The sequence below is a fragment of the Myxosarcina sp. GI1 genome, assembly GCF_000756305.1.
Classification (GTDB): Bacteria; Cyanobacteriota; Cyanobacteriia; order Cyanobacteriales; family Xenococcaceae; genus Myxosarcina.
In genome coordinates this window covers 461,453-479,896 of sequence record NZ_JRFE01000024.1, presented here as the reverse complement: position 1 = coordinate 479,896, position 18,444 = coordinate 461,453, and the positions used below count along the sequence as shown (strand labels likewise).

Here is an 18,444-nt window from a genome sequence, read left to right as displayed (position 1 = left end):
TAACCGTGTGCGGCTACGATGTTGTAGGTTTCTTCTTCTTGTCCGAATTTGTAACCGTAGTTCTGTGACTCGGTTTCGGTTGTTTCTCTTACCAAAGAAGAGGTTACCAAACTACCGTGCATGGCAGAGAATAATGCTCCACCGAATACGCCTGCTACACCTAACATGTGGAAGGGGTGCATCAGAATGTTGTGTTCGGCTTGGAACACGAACATGAAGTTAAACGTACCAGAAATACCTAATGGCATTCCGTCAGAAAAGCTTCCTTGTCCTAAAGGATAGATTAGGAATACTGCTGTGGCAGCCGATACTGGTGCAGAATATGCTACGCAGATCCAAGGACGCATTCCTAGTCTGTAGGATAGTTCCCACTGACGTCCTAAGTAGGAGAAGACTCCGATTAGGAAGTGGAAGACGATTAGCTGATAAGGTCCGCCGTTGTACAGCCACTCATCTAATGAGGCTGCTTCCCAGATGGGATAGAAGTGTAGTCCAATTGCGTTTGAGCTTGGTACTACTGCTCCCGATACGATATTGTTACCGTACAGTAATGAACCTGCTACTGGTTCTCTAATGCCGTCGATGTCTACAGGCGGTGCTGCGACGAAGGCGATTAGGAAACAGGTGGTTGCTGCTAGGAGTGTGGGGATCATTAGGACACCGAACCAACCGATATAAATGCGGTTGTTGGTGCTGGTTACCCACTGACAAAAGTTCTCCCAAGCACTGCGATTTTCGCGAGTTCTTAGTGTAGTTGTCATATTGTGTGAATTATTGCGTTATGTATTAAATTTTCAAGGTTCTGTAGATGGGAAACGAGATAAAAATAATTTGTTTGACCTCATCCACATTTACATACTAACTAACTTTTCAGTCTTTGTCAAGTTTTGTAACGAATATTAGACCCTAATCTATCAATGGTTGTAATAGCGATCGTAAACGATTCTAAAAAAATTCTATTCTTTATTGTTGGTTCCCTTTAGCTAAAAGATAATCTTTCAAATTAAATAGAATTACTGTAACTGTACGTTTTTTAGTTTTTTAGAAATATTCTTTGCTCTAAGTCTTGTTCAATGAGTTTTCTGGCTCTTGATTTACTTGAGCTAAACGGCTAGCAGCTATAGACTTTGCTTCAACAAAAATATTTTTAATTTCTGGATGCTTACTTTTAATTTGTTTTTCTAGCCGTTCTACTACAATCGCTAGCTGCTCGGTAGAAAGTTTTTTGGTAAATTGAATTTCTAAATTTAGTAAAATCTCTTCTGGACCAAAATGCAGCGTCAAAACTTTTAAAACATTTCGTACGGCAGGATCGGCTTTAGTCAAACTACGAATGTCTGCTACAGTTTTAGCGTCAGCACCTTCGCCAATTAACAATCCTTTACTTTCATATGCTAGTAAAATTGCTACACCTGCCAGAATAATACCAATAGCGATCGAGGCAACACCATCTAAATAGACATTGTTTAATAAATGACCAGACAACACTCCCAAAAAAGCTACAATCAAACCTACTAAAGCAGCAGAATCTTCAAATAAAATGGTAAATATAGTCGGATCTTTGCTAGCACGAACTGCCGTCCAAATATCTTCATCTCCTTTTTTAGCCAAAAATTCTTGCAGTGCAACATTCCAAGAATAGCCTTCAAAGACAAAAGCAAAACCTAAAACTACATAGTTCCAAAAGGGATCTGTAAGAGGTTCGGGAGCGAGTAAATGGTTGACTCCTTCATAAATTGACATTCCTCCGCCAACGGCAAAAATAAATAAGGCTACAACTAAAGTCCAAAAATACAGTTCTTGTCCGTAGCCAAAAGGATGAGTATCATCAGGTGGTTTTTTACTCAGACGCAAACCTAACAGCAACAGTAATTCGTTGCCAGTATCCACTATTGAATGAATGCCTTCAGAAAGCATTGCCGAACTGCCAGTAATAAATGCCGCGATAAATTTAATAATGGCAATGCCAAAGTTAGCAGTAATTGCCGCGTAAATAGTTTTTTTAGCTGAAGTGGATGACATAGATTTGTTTGCAAGTTGGAAGTTGTTTTTTATAGAGTAAACATACTTTTACTCAACTAAATGTAAAACGTGACCGTCTAAATCGGCGATCGCCAGACCTTTAGTAAACCCTAACTCGTCGCTGGGAAGTTTTACGACTCCAGGAGAAATGAAGCGAACCGATCGCTCTCTTAATTTGCTGGCGATCGCTTCTAAGTCAGACACTTTCATAGTTGTATGATAGTGCCAGAGATCGTTGGCGCAACTGTCACAAGGCATTGGTTTACCATTGGTAGGAGCGATATATTCTAACACTTCGAATCCGTTGCCGTTGTTTGCTTTAAGACTGTTGATGCTAATTTTGACTCCAAACACGCCGCTAAGGTGCTCGTGTTCGGTACCGTAATTTTGAGCTTGCTGCATCAACTCCAAGCCTATAAGCTCGCAGTAAAATTTTATACTTGCTGCTGCATTGGCAACCACCACTGCTGTATGGTCGATACCTAAAAATAACTTACTTTGGTCTTTTTGCTGCCATTTTTCCTCAATTTTGTCTGAGGGAAATTGAATCAATTCTAAATTATGCCCGTCGGGATCTTGAAAATAAAAGGCTTTGACTCCACCGACATCGGGGTTCCAATCGGGTAGCTGCTGGGGAGCGGTTGAAACGTGTTGAAATTTGTATTTACGCAGATGTTGATAGGCTTTATCCATATCGCTGACTACGATCGCAATGTGTTGAAAGGAGCGGTCGTTGCTGCGAAAATCTGCTGGAATTTTTCTGCCTTTGGGAGTTAAATATTCAGTCAAAGAAATAACTTCATTGCCCAACTGCATTTTTACGACACGCATTCTCAAGCCAAATAATCCAAATAATCTTTCCCATTGCGTACCGTAAAGTTCGATATCAGATAGCTTTTCAAAAGATAATACCTGAGAATAAAAGGCGATCGCACGCTCCATTTCGGAGACGGTCATGTCAATATATTTAATATCGGGCATTTTGCTTAAACTTGAATTAACAGTACATTTTACAGACAAATATTATTAAATTAAGATTTTAAGGCGCGATCGCACCTCTAGCTAAAGAAAGGTCTTATAGTAGTATGTTCGATGGTTATACCCAGAAAACTGTTGGTTTTTAAGTAAAAAGTAGAAAGTAGAAAGTAAAAAGTAGAAGGTAAATTTATCATTGTGTCCTCGTCCTAGCATTAATCCGTAAAGCTACAAATAACCATTACTTGTTATGGATCGAAGAGCAGCAAAGCAAATAGCACGAAACTATCTTAATTCCCAAGCGCGAGATAAAGACTATGAGGCGGTTATTTTAGATGAAAATACCCTCGAACGCGATCGCTTATATGTTTTCTTTTATCAATCCAGGAAATATTTAGAGACTAATGACATTAATTATTCTCTAGTTGGGAATGCACCAATATTAATAGAAAAAGAAACGGGTCGCGTAGTTGTAACAGGAACGGCTCGTGATATTAAATACTACCTGGAAAATTACGATAAATATGGCACAATTCACCCACCTGAAGGAAAGTAAGTAAATAATTAAATTTTAAATAACCCAGCAATAAGCTAAAGTTTTGCCAATAAAATAACCTGAGATAAAAGCTTATAGCTCATAGCTTACAACTACCTTAATCTATTAACTTTCTTAACCCGAACTGAAGTTAAATTAATGATTTTCTTGAAAAGCTGCATACTGTTCGGAGTTAATGCGACCAGACTCATAGAGAGTGTTAGTAATTTCCGAGATACCCAATACAGAATGAGCGCGATAACCATTTTGAGCTAGTTTGGCTTTTACTCCGCCTTCATGGTCGATAAAAACCACGATATCCTCTATTTCCAAACCTGCCGATTTAAGTTTTTCTGCTCCTTCCATTACGCTATTGCCGCTAATTAAAATATCATCGACTACTACTACTTTTTCTCCTGGATTAAACTCTCCTTCAATCAAACGGCGCGTACCGTGTGCCTTGACTTCTTTACGGGGAAAAATCATCGGACGATGTAGATTTAGAGCCAAACCAGTAGCAGTTGGTAAAGCACCATAAGGAATACCTGCAATGCGATCGAAGCTAAGATCTTTAAGGATATTGGCATAAGCTTCGAGTACCTGATTAAATATTCGCGGATTGGAAATTATTTTTCTCAAATCTATATAATAAGAAAACGTCGCACCAGAAGCCTGCACGTATTCGCCGAATAACAGGCAGCCAATATCGAATAGCTGTAGAATTAAATCTTGATAGGGATGCTGATTTAAAAGACAGACGTTAGATGTCCAGAGTTCGCAGCTATCTCCTTGAAAAATAACTTGCTCTCGAACGTTATTTATTTCTATATTTAAATCTAAAACTCTTTGACTTAAATTTTGGCTCGATAAAAAGTCTTGCGGTACGGGAATTAATAAACCTTCTCCATTTGAATTTAAACCAGCAGTAAGAATTGCTGCTAAATTATCTTTGGCACTCCAAAGACTTCTAATTAAAATTAATCTTTCTGAAGCGATCTCACGAATCTGGGTTAGTGTATCGGTATCGGTCGTACCTACTTCTAAACACAACTGTTGTGAAGTAGCCCAGGCTTGAGTTTCTTTGACTAAGTGGAGATAAAAAAGTCCGTCTTGAGTGGGATACTCTTGTATGGCTTCTGCGCCAGGGTTGGAAGTATGGCAGAGTATAAAAACTGCTTTGTCTGAATAAACTAGAAAGGGTGCTGCATGATCTTGTCCTGCAAAGGGAGTTAGAGTAACCGCATCTACCTGCCACTGTTTGAAAATAGTGCTGGCAAACACCGTACTGGTATTAATGTCTCCGTGTTTAGCATCTAAAATTACTGGTATTTCTGCGGGAATAGCAGCCAGTACATGCTCTAGTAAAATTGCTCCTTCTACTCCTAATGCCTGATAGAAGCCAAGGGTGGGTTTGTAAGCACAGACGCGATCGCTAGTTTCGCTAATGACCCATTTTAACCAGGCTTCCAAGCGATCGATTAAATCTTTCTTAGCTTCTGTATCCCGATCGGGCATCATTTCAAGATTGGGATCTAGTCCTACAACTAACAAACTATTATTAGCTGCGATCGCATTATTGAGCTTATCGACAAAATTCATGTTTATTTGTTACTCGGACATAATTAGTATATATAGCAATTCTCAGTCGAGTAAGCTACACTTCGTTCGAGTCAGATACTTTGATTAATTTCTCGTATTTAAGTATCAAGTATAGAACTAGCTAGGCGATCGCCCAAAATTTAATAGTAGGCAATAGTTTGCCAGTAACGATCGCGATCGGTTATCAAGGAAATTAAATATAACTTGATTATGTTTAAGTCCTGGGTTCGCTTTTGTTTGACCATTATCTTCGTCTGCTTTCTAATAGTTGGTTGGCAAGCTAAAATTTGGGGACAGATATCTCTATCTGAGGCGAATAACCGCAACAATTTACCTCCTTTAGAGGTCATAAGATACGGCAGTATTGAAGTAACCTGGGTCAAATCTCCTCTCAATAAACAAGAACTATTTCAAATTGCCGCTCCTACAGTAATCGATCGCGGTAATCTCGAACCAAATAGCCTTCCTGTAGAGATTCGAGCCAGAAACATCGAGGCACTGCTTTGGCTGACAGTTAGAAGAATCAAAGGTGATATAGTCACTAAAATATTTCGTCCCGAACTAGCACAAAAAACATCTGTTTCGGCGCAAGTAATTACTTCTACCCTAAACAATCGTTATATAGTTCAAATTAAATACGGTGAAAATTCTCGTCCTCTGACTATTGCTACAGTGACTCAAACAGATGTCGATTTTTACAGTCAAAACCCCGAACAAATTGTTAAAGAATGGCGAGATATTCTACAGCAAAAGATTAGTGAGATTGAATATTTGTATTCTGCTGAAGTTATTCGTCATCGCCTCAAACAGGCGATCGCGATTCTACTGCTGATTATCTTCACTAGTACTGTATTAAGCTCGATCTATTGGTGGCTCGGTCGCCGACAGACTAAGTTACAGTTGCAATATGAAGCAGGAATAGAAGCTTCTAAATCGGCAACGGTAAAAATACAGACAGAAATTGCTCACGATACTAGCTCAAAGGAAACTATAACCTCTACTGCCAATGAAATTAACGGGCTAAATATTTTTGGTCGGCAAACTTATTTGCAGCAAAGTTTGGGTATTTATAGATCCCTGCGTTGGCTATCAGTCTGGCTATTTATTTTGACTTGGTATGGGGGGGTTTATGCCATTACTACTCGGTTACCGATCTTGATGCGCTGGAGCGAAACTATTCTGTCCCAACCATTGGAGTTACTGGCAATTTGGTTTTCAGTCAGCTTATTACTAGAGATTAGTAAAACTTTTATTCGACGCTCGATCGATGCTTGGAAAGATAATCCCTATCTATCCTTTGGAGAATCACAGCGCAAATCGCTGCGTTTGACAACTATTGCTACAGCTTTGAAAGGGTTTATGACCTTTGTTTATGTCACTTTAGGAATTGTTTTAACTTTGGCATTGTTTAATATTTCTGCCAGTTCGATTTTGGCAGGAGGTGCTGTAATCGGTTTGGCTATTTCTTTTGGGACGCAAAACTTAGTAAAAGATGTGGTTAATGGCTGCTTGATTTTATTAGAAGATCGCTTTGCCGTAGGAGATGTAATTATTATTAATGGCATGGATGGTTTTGTCGAAGAATTTAATCTTCGTTTAACCCAACTGCGTAATTCTGAAGGACAGCTAATTACAATTCCCAATAGTGCGATCGCTGAAGTGAGAAATTTAACCCGTCTTTGGTCGCGAGTTGATTTTACTATCGAAGTGGCATACGAAAACGATCCCGATCTAGTTTTAAAAATTCTAGAAGCAATAGCGCGAGAAATGTACCAAAATCCCGAATGGCAAGATAAAATTCTCGAATCTCCCGAAATTTTGGGTATAGAAAGCCTGTCTCATACAGGAATGAAAGTTAGAGTTTGGTTTAAGACTGTGCCTCTGCAACAGTGGCTGGTTGGTCGAGAGTATCGTCTGCGAGTTCGTCGAGCTTTTGAAAAACACGATATTGTAATTGGTAGACCGCAGTGGGTCAACTACGGCGCACCTCTTGGCGAACGAGACAATTTATCGGGTAGCGAGTAGGGGACGTTCCTTGTAAAGTCATCTACTTACTAGTAATTAGCTTTTGTTCGCTCTCGATTAAAACTACCAACGATGAAAATATTCAAACTAGTATTAGCGATCGCCCTGGCTAGCTACGGGATTGCTATATTTAAACCTCAATCGGTAAGCGCAGCTAATAAAATTACTTTTTCCCTGTCTATTTTAGGAGAATTTCAGGTTTCAATAGACGATCTGGCAGTTTTTGCCCGAAAAGGAACGATTACACCAGAGTTTGCTTATTATACCGACCGTTTAGATCGCAAAACCGTTCGGCGGTTACGCCAAATTTTGCAAACAAATTTTGCTGTCGATCCTGTAACTGTTTATCGATTAACTAATATGCCTATGGGTGAAGACTTTCTCAGACGGTTGGGAAGCATAATTTATACTCATCCCCAGGAAAACGGTATTTTTGCCATTCGCTCTGCTTTAATCTTAGCTGCTTCAGAACCTGAAGGCTTGACAACAATTAATTTTTTACGGCATTTTCCCACAGAAGAAATGCAGCTAAACACTGAGATAATTTTTTCTCTAATCAAAGAAACAGAAAACTTTTTTCAGTACAAAGATGCAATTTTAAAAGCGATCGCCAAACAGGCAAAAACGGAAATAACATCTCAAAAAAAGCTAAATTTCAACAATTTACCAGATTTACTTCAGCCAGGAAAATACCAAGTCAGGCAGCGCGAAATAAATTTTTCGGTTGACGATCTGCGTCAAACTGCTACTGGTTTTGCTGGTGCTTACGATCTAAATGCAGATATTTATCTACCAATAGGATTAAAGCAGGCTGCACCCTTAGCGATTATAGCTCACGGTTTGGGTTCCGAGCGTTCTGATTTTGCCTATCTAGCCAAACATTTAGCATCTTACGGTTATATAGTTGTCATTCCCGAACACAGCGGTAGTAGCGGCAAGTATAAAGAAGCATACTTACAAGGTGAAGTAGGGGTAGATATTAGTCCCATTGAATTTTATAGTCGTCCGCGAGATATAACTCATCTACTGAATAAACTGGAACAATCTGCCGACTTCCAACGACGGATCGACTGGCAGCAAATTGGAATTATCGGACATTCTTTCGGTGGCACTACTGCTCTACTAACGGCTGGCGCACCGCTTAATTTAGCTAGACTACACAAGATTTGTCAGCAGGAACGTTTTACTCTTAATATTTCTCTATTCTTGCAGTGTCGCGCCAGTAATTTACCGCCAGGAAACTACAATTTACAAGATTCTCGAATAAAAGCCGCGATCGCTCTCAATCCCGTAACTAGCTCGGTATTGGGACCAGAAAGTATTCAACGCATCAATATTCCCACTTTGTTTATAGGCGGAACGAAAGATTTTGTCTCGCCATTTGTTGAAGAACAGGCACATCCTTTTTTATGGTTGACAACTGCCGATAAATATTTGGCAACTATAGTCAATGGCAGTCATTTTTCTACTATTAACGAAGAAAATATTGCAGGAATTAACGATTTTTTGAAAGGTTTTCGTCCCGATTTAGGTAGAAAGTATCTCAAGGCTTTAAGTCTGGCTTTTTTTGAAGCTCATGTTCGCCAAGTTTTCCAAGCTCGATCTTATCTTACCGCCGCATATGCTAAGAAAATTAGTAATCGAGAGTTGCCACTGTATTTGATTCAATCTCTAACTCCAGAACAAATAGCATCTGCCTACGGTAAAACTCCTCCAACATCACCCATACCTCAACCTTTAGCAACGGTAGAACCTTTACAAAATCGCGACGTTTTAGCAGAAATTGCCCGAACGGGCATGCTTAAAGTTGCTATGAGAACTGACGCTGCTCCTTTTGGCTATATCGAGCGCGATCGCTGGGCTGGTTATTGTGCCGATTTAGCTACTGCCTTTGGCGATCGCCTGAGCCAAGAACTGAACACAGCTAAACCCATCAAAGTAATTAAAGTACCATCTTCTTTAGCCAATAGATTTGAACTGGTAAAACAAGAGACAGTTCATTTAGAATGCGGTCCTAATTCTATAGTTAACAATAAAGAAGTAGTTTTCTCCGATCCTTTCTTTAGTAGTGGAACCCGTTTTTTAGTCAATGGCAATAACGCAACTAAACTCGATCTTGAAAATCCGCTTGAGGGTATTAAGCTTGGTGTTTTACAAGGGACTACTACCCAAAAGTTTGTAGAACGAAATTATCCCGATGCAGAAATATTTACTTATGAAAGTAATGATGGCAGAAGCAAAGGAATTCAAGCCGTCAAAAATGGCGATATAGACGCTTTTGTTAGCGATATAGTTTTACTGACAGGCGAAATAGACCGCCAGGGTTTGAAGAGAAACAACTATCAAACCATACCCGAATATCCTCTTACCTGCGAGTATTATGGACTAATCTTACCTGCTGGTGACGAGCGCTGGCGTTACTGGGTTAATACTTTTATCCGCGATCGCGCTACCAAAGAACAAGTTTTCGACCGTTGGTTGGGGGACTATTACAATCGAGCTATTGCCGATCTAGATTATTGCCAAAATCGGCGGTAGCGATCGCTCGAACAGCCACAATTAATTACTTAAAATGTATAGCCAGCCAGATACAAGCAGGATAAGCACTCGTATACTCTACACGATGTTTTTGATGAGCGGGAATATATAAGTAGTCACCGCGATCGAGGTTAAAACATAAATCATTTTGAAAGCTTATCTTAGCTTCTCCTTGAATTAAAATTACCCACTCGTCTCGCTCTTGGTCGTACCATTCTCCTGGTAGAGTAGTCTGTCCCGTAGAAACAATTCTTTCAATTAAAATATTTTTGTTATTAAATAAAGTCTGAAATAGTTCTTCTGGTGGTAATTGTGTCGGTAGATCGAAAATATTTGCCATGTAATTGAGCTGCAATAATTTTTTTGTTGTATTGCTTTAATATTGCGATCGCTATTGTCTATTATGATGTGAATAATGTAGTTTTAATGATACTTCTAATATCTCTATTAGGTTTACTTTTATTACTTTTGCTAAATTCTGTTTTTCTATGATACGATACGTTGTTCTAACTCGATAAAATGTTCGGGATATTCAACTACTTTTCTACTTACTAAATCGATCGTACCGCGATTGGGAAAGTATTTATATCTTGCTACAAGTGTTTGCAGTTCGTGTACGAGCATACCTTCTGTGACCTTCAGCCTAATAAACAACACACAGGCTATTATTGCCAGTAAACTATTGCATACACAAAGCAAATCGAAGTCGGGAGCAAAAACTTTAATGCTTATATTGTATTGATAATTTTCAAAGTCAAGATCGCCATCGTTTTCAAAACCAAAGCTATCGCCAAAATAAAAATTTGCTCCCATAAACCTACAAAACATATAATCTTTTTTATCTTTGGGAGATTTTAGATTACAGCCTAAGATTGAATTAATATCTTGAGCTAATTCTGATATTGACTTTGGATGATTAAAAAAATAGTGAAAGGTTACACTCATTAATTGCTTTTATCCAATTAACAAACCAACGGGGAAGTTATTTAAAATATCTCCAACTAAAGGATTTTCTTTACTTATTGACTGTCCGTCGATCGCGTTATACCAATTTTTATAAGATAGATTGATACTGGTATCTTCCCAAACATCTACACCAAGGGGAAGCTGTTCTGGTTTAATTACGCTGGTTAAAAAGCGCGGTGCAACTGCAATAATAGTTCTTCCTTCATGATTTCTGGCAAAAGCAATAATATGATTGCGATATTTACCCGTAACTTCTAAAGGTACATAGTTGCCATTTTGAAAAATTTCTGAATGTTCTTTTCTAGTTTGTAATAGTTGGTAGGTAAGAAACAGCTTGATTTTGCCATCAGCTTTAGTTGCAATTAATTTTTGACATAAGTCTAGAATATTTTTATCTTTTTGCTGTTTAATTTCAGCTAATAGATCGGATCGTTGTTGATAGTTTACAGGACGACGATTATCGGGATCGACTAAGCTTAATTCCCATAATTCTGCACCTTGATACAGATCGGGGACACCAGGAGCGGTATTTTTAACTAATACTTGAGAAAGGGAATTGTAAATTCCATATTCGGCAATTTTTTCTTGAAATGGTAAAAACTTATCCCAGAAGTTTTTAGACTTGCTGCGGTCTAAAACGCGATCGATAAAATTAAAAAATGCCTGTTCGTATTCTTCATCGGGACGCAACCAAGCCGTATGTATTTTGGCTTCTCTTACTGCTTTGAGAATATAGTCTTTAATTCTCTGAGGAAAGTCGCTTAGTTCTTCTTTAGCAAAAGGAAATGTACCTAGTAAGGTTTGATAGAATAAATACTCGTCATTGGCATCGGGTATACCGTCTTTTTTATAAGCCTGGTTGAGTTCGCGCCACTGATTGACCTGTGTTTCCCAAGCCTGGGGAACTTCCGAAAGAACGTTTAATCTAGCTCTAACGTCTTCTCCCCGCTTTGTATCGTGGGTAGCGGTAGCATTCATTCCATGCAGCCAATGCTGGACTTTATTTTGATTGAATTGATGGAATAAATCTAAAGAAATACCAAAATGACTGGGGTTTCCTCCTACCTCATTTAGTGACAGTAAGCGATTATAAACATAGAGTAAAGTATCTTCAACCCCTTTTGCCATCAAAGGACCCGTTAGCTGTTGCGATCGCATGACAAAATGCAGCCATTCTTCTCTTTGACTTTCGCTACGAAAATCTTCTATTTCTAGTAACAATAATTTTTGAATAAAGTCGATTTCATTAATTAATAAAGGAGCTTTTTTCTTTGCGGCTTTTATGGTTTCTTTGATATATTTTTTGTCTACTTCGCTAATGCCCTCACTGGTTATATATGTCCGATAAACTGGTAATAGCACTAACACCTCAAATAAAGCCCGTTTTAAACCATAAATAGTAAAGTCACTACCTTCTCTAGTATGAGTAGAAACTCTTTTTAAAATTTGTGCTAAATTATCGAGATCGCCAGCTAAGTTTTTCTCTAGAATCAAAGCTTTTTTGTCGTAAACCAGATCGTCATATTTAGCATTCAAACCAGTAAAACGAGTATAAATCTGGCTAAATTCACCTTCGTTTTCCTGACAGCATAGTATACCGTTTACATAGTTGAGAAATTCATAACCGCTAGTTCCCTGAATTTGCCAGTGTTGCGGTAAATCTTCGCTTAGTTCGAGAATCTTTTCAACTGTAATATAAACATCTTCTAGTTCTTCTCTCAGTCTGGTCAAATATTCACTGGGATTATATAAGCCGTCGATATGATCGATGCGAACGCCAGTAATTTTATTTTCAGCAACTAGTTTACTAATTAGTTCGTGAGTCTTCTTAAATACTTTTTGTTCTTCGACTTTAACCGAAATTAATTCATTAACCGTAAAGAAGCGGCGATAGTTAATTTCTTCTGCGCCAACTTTCCAAAAAGACAAACGATAAAATTGCTCGCAAAGTATTCTATCTAATAAATTAAAACTTTCAGGCTCTCCTTCTTCACCATTAAATTTTTCTACATTGCTATTAATAAACTCCTCAACATCAGGATTCTGCATATAGATTTCCCAGATCAAACCTTTGACAAAATTGATGCGATCTAAACGTTCTTTACCTTTGGTTTCTTCGGGAATACTTTTGATTAAATATAAAATGCCTAGTATTTTAATAAAATCTGGATGTTGGCGACCAATTTTTTTAGTCAATTTACCAAGTTCGTAACCGAGAAAAGTCAAATAAGAATCAATTTTTACTGGCAACTTAAGATCGTAATAACTAATCCATAAACCCGACTGGTCGTAATTGAGTTTTATTTCACCTCTCTCCAAACAGTTACCATAAAAATCTCCTAGCATGGGAGCGAGAACTCGTCCCTGCATTTCTTCATAGGGTTGATTCCAATGAATATCGAAAAAATTAAAAAAATCTGAATCTTTACCGTTTTCTAAAATATCGAGCAGCCATGAATTTTGACTGTCGTAAGCCATATGATTGGGAACGATATCTTGCAACCATCCCATTTGATAAGATTGAAGTTTTTTTATTAACTGGTTGAAGTCTTCTTCGGTTCCTAATTCAGGATTAATTAGCGTTGGATCGACAACATCATAGCCGTGTGTACTTCCCTTTCTGGCTTTAAATATAGGCGAAGCATAAAGATCGCTAATGCCTAAATCTGCTAGATAGTTAATAATTTCTCTGGCGCGATCGAAGTTAAATTCGGAATGAAATTGAATTCTATAGGTAGCTGTTGGGATACGCATAGTTTTACATAAAAAATTAAAAGTAAAAAGTAAAAAAAATATTGCTTGGGCTTTTAAAACTGGTATTTTACTGTTGATAAATTGCTATGCTGCGGGGTTGAATAGATAATTTTTCTGGTGATTCAATCGCATTCGGTAACGAGGCACCATTACCCATCCATTTGGGGTCGGCAGAGTCTAGAATTTTTTGCCACTTACCAGTAGGAATATTATCTGTAAAATTCACTGCTTCATCGGCAAAGTTGAGGATACTAAAGATTTGACTGTTATCTTGCCAGCGGTGTAAGAGAATTAAGCGATCGCTTTCAATTGCAGTTGCGGTTAAATTCTGCTTATCTAGTTTTTTGAGTGCGGGAATAGTGCGGCGTAGTAAAGTTAACTGTTGGTAAAATTGCCACAGGGTTTGATGTTTGCCCTCATTTTTTTTATCCCAATCTAGTTTAGAAGTTTCAAACGCTTCTGTACTTTGCGGATCGATATATTCTCCTTCAATGTGAAAGTCGGCAAATTCAGCCTTTCTACCTTCCCGTACTGCTTTAACTAAATCGGGGTCGCTATGACTGACAAAATAAAGAAAAGGATTATCCTCGCCGTATTCTTCTCCCATAAACAGTAAGGGAATATAGGGAGAAACCATCAAGGCACCTGCGGCTAGTTTTAAAGACTCAAAATCGACCAGGGTAGCCAAACGCTCCCCTAACATACGGTTACCTACCTGATCGTGGTTTTGAATGCAGACTACAAACTGTTCTCCAGGGCGATCGCTGGCATCGCTACCATGATATCGTTGGCGAAATTGGGAATATTGCCAGTCATAAACAAAAGTTTTTTTATAGGCTTTGGCTAATTTGTCACAGGTATCAAAATCTTGATAGTAGCCGATTAATTCTTTAGTAAGTAGAGTACGGATACTGTGGTGAAAATCATCACTCCACTGAGCATCAATTCCATAACCGCCTGACTTTTTTGGGCGAATTACCCGCACGTCATTAAGATCGCTTTCGGCGATGAGATAAAACTTTCTGCCTATCTTTTGCGACAACTGCTCGACTTTTTCCGCCATTTCTTGCAAGATATGCTTGGCACCAAGATCGTAAATTGCGTGAATGGCATCGAGTCTTAACGCATCGATGTGATAATTTTCCAACCAATACAGAGCATTATTTACCACATAGTCTCTTACTCCGTCGCTGTGGGCATCGTCAAAGTTAATCGCGCTACCCCAGGGAGTACGATAGGTTTCGGTAAAATAAGGAGCGTAACTAGCCGTGTAGTTACCTTCAGGACCAAAATGATTGTAAACTACGTCTAAAATTACCGCAATGCCTTGCTGGTGAGCTTCGTTAACTAACTTCTTGAGGTCTTCTGGTCTGCCGTAAGAATTCTGTACCGCGTAGGGATATACCCCATCATAGCCCCAGTTGCGATCGCCTGGAAATTGCGAAACTGGCATAATTTCGATCGCATTTACGCCCAACTCTTTTAACTCCGACAGACGGGGAATAATCGCGCTAAAGGTTCCCTCTTCGGTAAAAGTTCCTATATGTAGTTCGTAGATAATCATTTCATCGAGGGGAACACCAGTCCAGGAACCATCTTGCCAGTTCATCTGGCTATGGTCGATTACCTCAGATGCCTTATGAACTCCTTCTGGTTGAAAATTGGAGGCAGGATCGGGATAGGATGTCTCGCCGTTTAGCTGATAATAGTAAAGCGTACCAGGCTCGATACCTTCTGCTTTATGATGCCAATAACCCCGTTGTTTCTCCGTCATTGAAAACAATTTTTCTTTGGGAGAGACAACTTTTACCGCTACTCGTTCGGCAACAGGCGACCAGAGGGTAAATTCACAAACACCATCACCGAGATACTGAGAACCAATCATATTTGTTTAGCTGCTGTACGGTAATTTGTTAAGTTAAAAATAGAGCTTTTTGAGTTTAGCTCGTTGTTTTACAAATTTTTACCATTATTATTTTCAACTCGCTTCTATCCTAAGAAAGGTTCGTAACAGCAGATTGAAAGTAATCTATATATAGCAGAGAAAAATAAATATATTTACCAGTACAAAGTCATAGTAAATGATAAATAGACTAAAACGCCGAAAATTCGGTCAATTGATGTTTCTTAGCACGTTAATAACTATGGTAAGCGATCGCCTCAAACCAGCTAAAGCCCAACAGCCAACACCTGAAGTTTCTCTTCCTGCCCAGGGTGCAGAAGTTGTTTTAAATATAAATGGCACCGAACACAACCTTACTATCGAACCCCGCGTCACTATTCTCGACGTACTGCGCGAAAGAATTGGCTTGACGGGAAGCAAAAAAGGCTGTAATCACGGTCAGTGTGGTGCCTGTACAGTACTGGTAGACGGGCGGCGAATCAATTCCTGTTTGGCTCTGGCAGTCCAGTATGAAGGCGCAGAAATTACCACCATTGAAGGTTTGGCATCGGGAGAAGAACTGCATCCCGTGCAGACAGCATTTATTAATAATGAAGGCTTTCAGTGTGGTTACTGTACTTCTGGTCAAATTTGTTCGGCAGTAGCAATGTTAGATGAAGTAGCCGCAGGAGATGCCAGCATCGTCACCGAAAATATTATCGATCTCGACACGCCTTTAGAATTAACCGATATGGAAATTCGCGAACGCATGAGCGGCAATCTTTGTCGTTGCGGGGCTTATCCTGGTATTGTTGCTGCTGTTAAAGAAGTAGCAAGTAGCGAGTAGCAAGTTATTTAAGCTATGGATCGAAAAAAAACTTTTGAATATACTCGCGCTAGAAACCTGAAGAAGTGCTTGCAGTAAAAGGAAACTTAGATGCTATTTATGATTATCGAAAGATTTAAAGACAATGATATGCTGCCAATTTATCAGCGCGTTCGTTCGGATGGAAGATTGTTTCCTGATGGTCTTAAATATCTCGATAGTTGGGTAGAAGCAAATTTTAGTAGATGTTTTCAGCTTATCGAATGCGATGATTTGCGTTTACTTCAAGAATGGATTTTAAAGTGGCGAGGTTCGGGGGCAACTTTCGAGATTGTTCCAGTAGTTAGCAGTAAAGAAACTCAAGAAGTTGTTGCACCATTCCTCGATAAATTTTAGTTTAATTTAGATTTGTAATAAAAATGAAAGCTTTTGATTATACTCGCTCTAACAGTACTGAAGAAGCAATATCGGCAATTAATAGCCTCAATATGGCTAAATACCTGGGTGGCGGAACCAACCTCATAGATTTAATGAAAGAAGGGGTAGAACAACCGAGTAATTTAGTTGACGTTACTAGACTATCTCTAGCAGAAATTGAAGAACTACCCAACGGCGGCGTAAGAATTGGCGCGATGGCACGCAATAGCGATACAGCTAACCATCCTTTGATTCGCCAACGCTATCCCGTTCTTTCTCAGGCATTTTTATCGGGTGCTTCGCCTCAGTTACGCAACATGGCAACCGTCGGTGGAAACTTATTGCAGCGTACCCGCTGTTATTATTTTGTCAATACTGATTTGCCCTGTAACAAGCGCGAACCAGGTTCTGGCTGTCCCGCAATTGAAGGTTTCAATCGCATTCACGCTATTTTGGGAGCTAGTGAAGAATGTATTGCTACTCATCCTTCAGATATGTGTGTAGCTCTAGCGGCACTGGATGCAACGGTTAGAGTACGGGGAACTAACGGCGAAAGAGAAATAGCCCTGGTCGATTTTCATAGGCTTCCTGGTGACACCCCTCAAATCGAAACCGAACTGCAGCCAGGAGAATTGATTACCGCCATAGACTTGCCCCCGATGGATTTTGCTAATAAGTCTTATTATCTCAAAGTGCGCGATCGCAATTCTTATGCTTTTGCCTTAGTTTCCGTCGCTGCTGCTATGGATGTTCGAGACAATACCATCCAACAGGCAAGAATGGCATTAGGAGGCGTAGCTCATAAACCCTGGAGAGCCTTTGAAGCCGAAGAAATGTTAGTCGGCAAACCAGCTACCGAGGAAACCTTTAAACAGGCAGCCGAAACAGTTTTGGCAGGAGCAAAAACCTACGAACACAACGCCTTTAAAGTCGAATTGGGGAAACGGGCAATTGTGAAAACTTTATCTACCATTGCCGCAGGATAGACAGGGCGGTTCGCGAACTGCCAGTAGGAAAATATTGGCGTTAGTTTTATCCAGCAGAGAGCGATCGCAGTATGAGTAAAATCTAGAAAATCATGATTCAAGTCAAACCCCGATTTCAAAGCTTTGAAGAATACCTGTCTTATGACAATGGCACGAATAAGCTATATGAATTATTCAACGGAGAAGTAATCGAAGTGCCTCCAGAAAGGAAAATAGCTATACAGAAGTTGGTAGCTTTTCTGGCGAGAAGCAAATAGTTTCGCCGCAGTTTGAAGAACTAAACCTGACAGCAGCACAAATTTTTGATTCGGCTAATTAGGCGATTGAGTTTTTAGGAGATCTAGCTAATGACATTATTGCGATCGAACCTTGCACCTACTCTGGAAGAATTTTTAAAACTACCAGAAACAAAACCAGCAAGTGAATATATCGATGGAAAAATTTATCGGAAACCGATGCCGCAAGGAAAGCATAGTACTATACAAATCGAACTAGCATCTGCTATTAAACAGGCAGGAAAAGCCAAAAAACTGGCTTATGCGTTCACAGAATTGCGCTGTACTTTTGCTGGACGTTCTATAGTTCCAGATATTGCCGTATTTGAATGGCAAAATATTCCCGTAGATAAAAACGGACAGATAGCTAATAAATTTACCATTGCTCCCGACTGGATAATTGAAATTTTCTCTCCAAATCAGGCAACCAATCAGGTAATTCGTAAGATTGTATTGGCGCTAAAAAATGGCACAAAATTGGGCTATTTTATCGATCCCGATGATGAATCAGTTATGGTTTTTCAACCGAACCAACTCCCAGATGTCAAAGAAAAACAAGATATTTTACCCGTTTTAGATGTTTTACAAGACTGGCAGCTAAAAGTAGCAGATATCTTTAGTTGGCTGAAGTTTGTTTAGTTAGC

General features: G+C 39.2%; 15 protein-coding genes and 1 pseudogene. 8 read left to right on the top strand and 8 right to left on the bottom strand.

Annotated features, from left to right (window positions below):
- The 3 genes from KV40_RS19440 to KV40_RS19430 all read right to left on the bottom strand — a co-directional run.
- Window positions 1–761: hypothetical protein (locus tag KV40_RS19440; RefSeq protein WP_036484918.1), on the bottom strand; the 761-nt coding region annotated here is incomplete at its 3' end.
- 298 nt (window positions 762–1,059) lie between these two features.
- The gene (locus KV40_RS19435; protein ID WP_052055777.1) at window positions 1,060–2,022 is read right to left on the bottom strand and encodes a cation diffusion facilitator family transporter; all 963 of its coding nucleotides are present in this window, start codon (window positions 2,020–2,022) and stop codon (window positions 1,060–1,062) included.
- Window positions 2,023–2,070: 48 nt separating this feature from the next.
- On the bottom strand, window positions 2,071–3,003 hold the full coding sequence (locus KV40_RS19430; RefSeq protein WP_052055776.1) for a VOC family protein: 933 nt from the start codon (window positions 3,001–3,003) through the stop codon (window positions 2,071–2,073).
- A gap of 244 nt (window positions 3,004–3,247) precedes the next feature.
- Here KV40_RS19430 and KV40_RS32340 point away from each other — a divergent pair, with 244 nt between their 5' ends.
- Window positions 3,248–3,553, top strand: coding sequence for a YrhB domain-containing protein (locus KV40_RS32340; protein WP_052055775.1), 306 nt, complete (start codon window positions 3,248–3,250; stop codon window positions 3,551–3,553).
- A gap of 135 nt (window positions 3,554–3,688) precedes the next feature.
- Here KV40_RS32340 and KV40_RS19420 read toward each other — a convergent pair whose 3' ends face one another.
- Window positions 3,689–5,131 (bottom strand): bifunctional orotidine-5'-phosphate decarboxylase/orotate phosphoribosyltransferase, encoded by a 1,443-nt coding sequence (locus KV40_RS19420; RefSeq protein WP_036484915.1) that lies wholly within the window; start codon window positions 5,129–5,131, stop codon window positions 3,689–3,691.
- Window positions 5,132–5,341: 210 nt separating this feature from the next.
- Between KV40_RS19420 and KV40_RS19415 the strand changes: the two genes are divergently transcribed.
- Both KV40_RS19415 and KV40_RS19410 read left to right on the top strand, forming a co-directional pair.
- Window positions 5,342–7,156, top strand: coding sequence for a mechanosensitive ion channel family protein (locus KV40_RS19415; protein ID WP_052055774.1), 1,815 nt, complete (start codon window positions 5,342–5,344; stop codon window positions 7,154–7,156).
- Between the two features lie 72 nt (window positions 7,157–7,228).
- Window positions 7,229–9,694: an alpha/beta hydrolase gene (locus KV40_RS19410; RefSeq protein ID WP_036484912.1), complete on the top strand. Its 2,466-nt coding sequence runs from the start codon at window positions 7,229–7,231 to the stop codon at window positions 9,692–9,694.
- Between the two features lie 25 nt (window positions 9,695–9,719).
- Here the strand turns inward: KV40_RS19410 and KV40_RS19405 are convergent, their stop codons facing one another.
- The 4 genes from KV40_RS19405 to treZ form a co-directional block, all read right to left on the bottom strand.
- On the bottom strand, window positions 9,720–10,034 hold the full coding sequence (locus KV40_RS19405; RefSeq protein WP_036484908.1) for a cupin domain-containing protein: 315 nt from the start codon (window positions 10,032–10,034) through the stop codon (window positions 9,720–9,722).
- A 146-nt stretch (window positions 10,035–10,180) separates the two neighbouring features.
- Window positions 10,181–10,639: a hypothetical protein gene (locus tag KV40_RS19400; RefSeq protein ID WP_036484906.1), complete on the bottom strand. Its 459-nt coding sequence runs from the start codon at window positions 10,637–10,639 to the stop codon at window positions 10,181–10,183.
- Between the two features lie 9 nt (window positions 10,640–10,648).
- A complete protein-coding gene (treY, locus tag KV40_RS19395; protein WP_036484905.1) occupies window positions 10,649–13,414 on the bottom strand; it encodes a malto-oligosyltrehalose synthase in 2,766 nt (921 codons plus the stop codon).
- Between the two features lie 67 nt (window positions 13,415–13,481).
- Complete coding sequence (gene treZ, locus KV40_RS19390) at window positions 13,482–15,299, bottom strand: malto-oligosyltrehalose trehalohydrolase (protein WP_036484904.1); 1,818 nt, start codon at window positions 15,297–15,299, stop codon at window positions 13,482–13,484.
- A gap of 196 nt (window positions 15,300–15,495) precedes the next feature.
- On the opposite strand from treZ, the gene KV40_RS19385 reads away from it, so the two are divergent.
- The 5 genes and pseudogenes from KV40_RS19385 to KV40_RS19370 all read left to right on the top strand — a co-directional run bounded on the left by KV40_RS19385 (window position 15,496) and on the right by KV40_RS19370 (window position 18,439).
- A complete protein-coding gene (locus KV40_RS19385; protein ID WP_036484903.1) occupies window positions 15,496–16,143 on the top strand; it encodes a 2Fe-2S iron-sulfur cluster-binding protein in 648 nt (215 codons plus the stop codon).
- A 90-nt stretch (window positions 16,144–16,233) separates the two neighbouring features.
- The gene (locus tag KV40_RS19380) at window positions 16,234–16,518 is read left to right on the top strand and encodes a DUF3303 family protein (RefSeq protein WP_036484901.1); all 285 of its coding nucleotides are present in this window, start codon (window positions 16,234–16,236) and stop codon (window positions 16,516–16,518) included.
- 23 nt (window positions 16,519–16,541) lie between these two features.
- Entirely contained in the window at window positions 16,542–17,525 is a 984-nt protein-coding gene (locus KV40_RS19375) for a xanthine dehydrogenase family protein subunit M (protein WP_036484899.1), read from the top strand.
- Between the two features lie 92 nt (window positions 17,526–17,617).
- A pseudogene (locus KV40_RS35080) lies at window positions 17,618–17,749 on the top strand (Uma2 family endonuclease); the annotation flags it as partial.
- Between the two features lie 123 nt (window positions 17,750–17,872).
- Window positions 17,873–18,439: a Uma2 family endonuclease gene (locus tag KV40_RS19370; protein ID WP_036484897.1), complete on the top strand. Its 567-nt coding sequence runs from the start codon at window positions 17,873–17,875 to the stop codon at window positions 18,437–18,439.
- Window positions 18,440–18,444 lie beyond the last annotated feature (5 nt).

What these genes read in the sequence shown, in the direction of transcription:
- KV40_RS19435 (WP_052055777.1), bottom strand. Translation starts at nt 2,022, where the DNA reads ATGTCATCCACTTCAGCTAAAAAAACTATTTACGCGGCAATTACTGCT.
- KV40_RS19430 (WP_052055776.1), bottom strand. Translation starts at nt 3,003, where the DNA reads ATGCCCGATATTAAATATATTGACATGACCGTCTCCGAAATGGAGCGT.
- KV40_RS32340 (WP_052055775.1), top strand. Translation starts at nt 3,248, where the DNA reads ATGGATCGAAGAGCAGCAAAGCAAATAGCACGAAACTATCTTAATTCC.
- KV40_RS19420 (WP_036484915.1), bottom strand. Translation starts at nt 5,131, where the DNA reads ATGAATTTTGTCGATAAGCTCAATAATGCGATCGCAGCTAATAATAGT.
- KV40_RS19415 (WP_052055774.1), top strand. Translation starts at nt 5,342, where the DNA reads ATGTTTAAGTCCTGGGTTCGCTTTTGTTTGACCATTATCTTCGTCTGC.
- KV40_RS19410 (WP_036484912.1), top strand. Translation starts at nt 7,229, where the DNA reads ATGAAAATATTCAAACTAGTATTAGCGATCGCCCTGGCTAGCTACGGG.
- KV40_RS19405 (WP_036484908.1), bottom strand. Translation starts at nt 10,034, where the DNA reads ATGGCAAATATTTTCGATCTACCGACACAATTACCACCAGAAGAACTA.
- KV40_RS19400 (WP_036484906.1), bottom strand. Translation starts at nt 10,639, where the DNA reads ATGAGTGTAACCTTTCACTATTTTTTTAATCATCCAAAGTCAATATCA.
- treY (WP_036484905.1), bottom strand. Translation starts at nt 13,414, where the DNA reads ATGCGTATCCCAACAGCTACCTATAGAATTCAATTTCATTCCGAATTT.
- treZ (WP_036484904.1), bottom strand. Translation starts at nt 15,299, where the DNA reads ATGATTGGTTCTCAGTATCTCGGTGATGGTGTTTGTGAATTTACCCTC.
- KV40_RS19385 (WP_036484903.1), top strand. Translation starts at nt 15,496, where the DNA reads ATGATAAATAGACTAAAACGCCGAAAATTCGGTCAATTGATGTTTCTT.
- KV40_RS19380 (WP_036484901.1), top strand. Translation starts at nt 16,234, where the DNA reads ATGCTATTTATGATTATCGAAAGATTTAAAGACAATGATATGCTGCCA.
- KV40_RS19375 (WP_036484899.1), top strand. Translation starts at nt 16,542, where the DNA reads ATGAAAGCTTTTGATTATACTCGCTCTAACAGTACTGAAGAAGCAATA.
- KV40_RS19370 (WP_036484897.1), top strand. Translation starts at nt 17,873, where the DNA reads ATGACATTATTGCGATCGAACCTTGCACCTACTCTGGAAGAATTTTTA.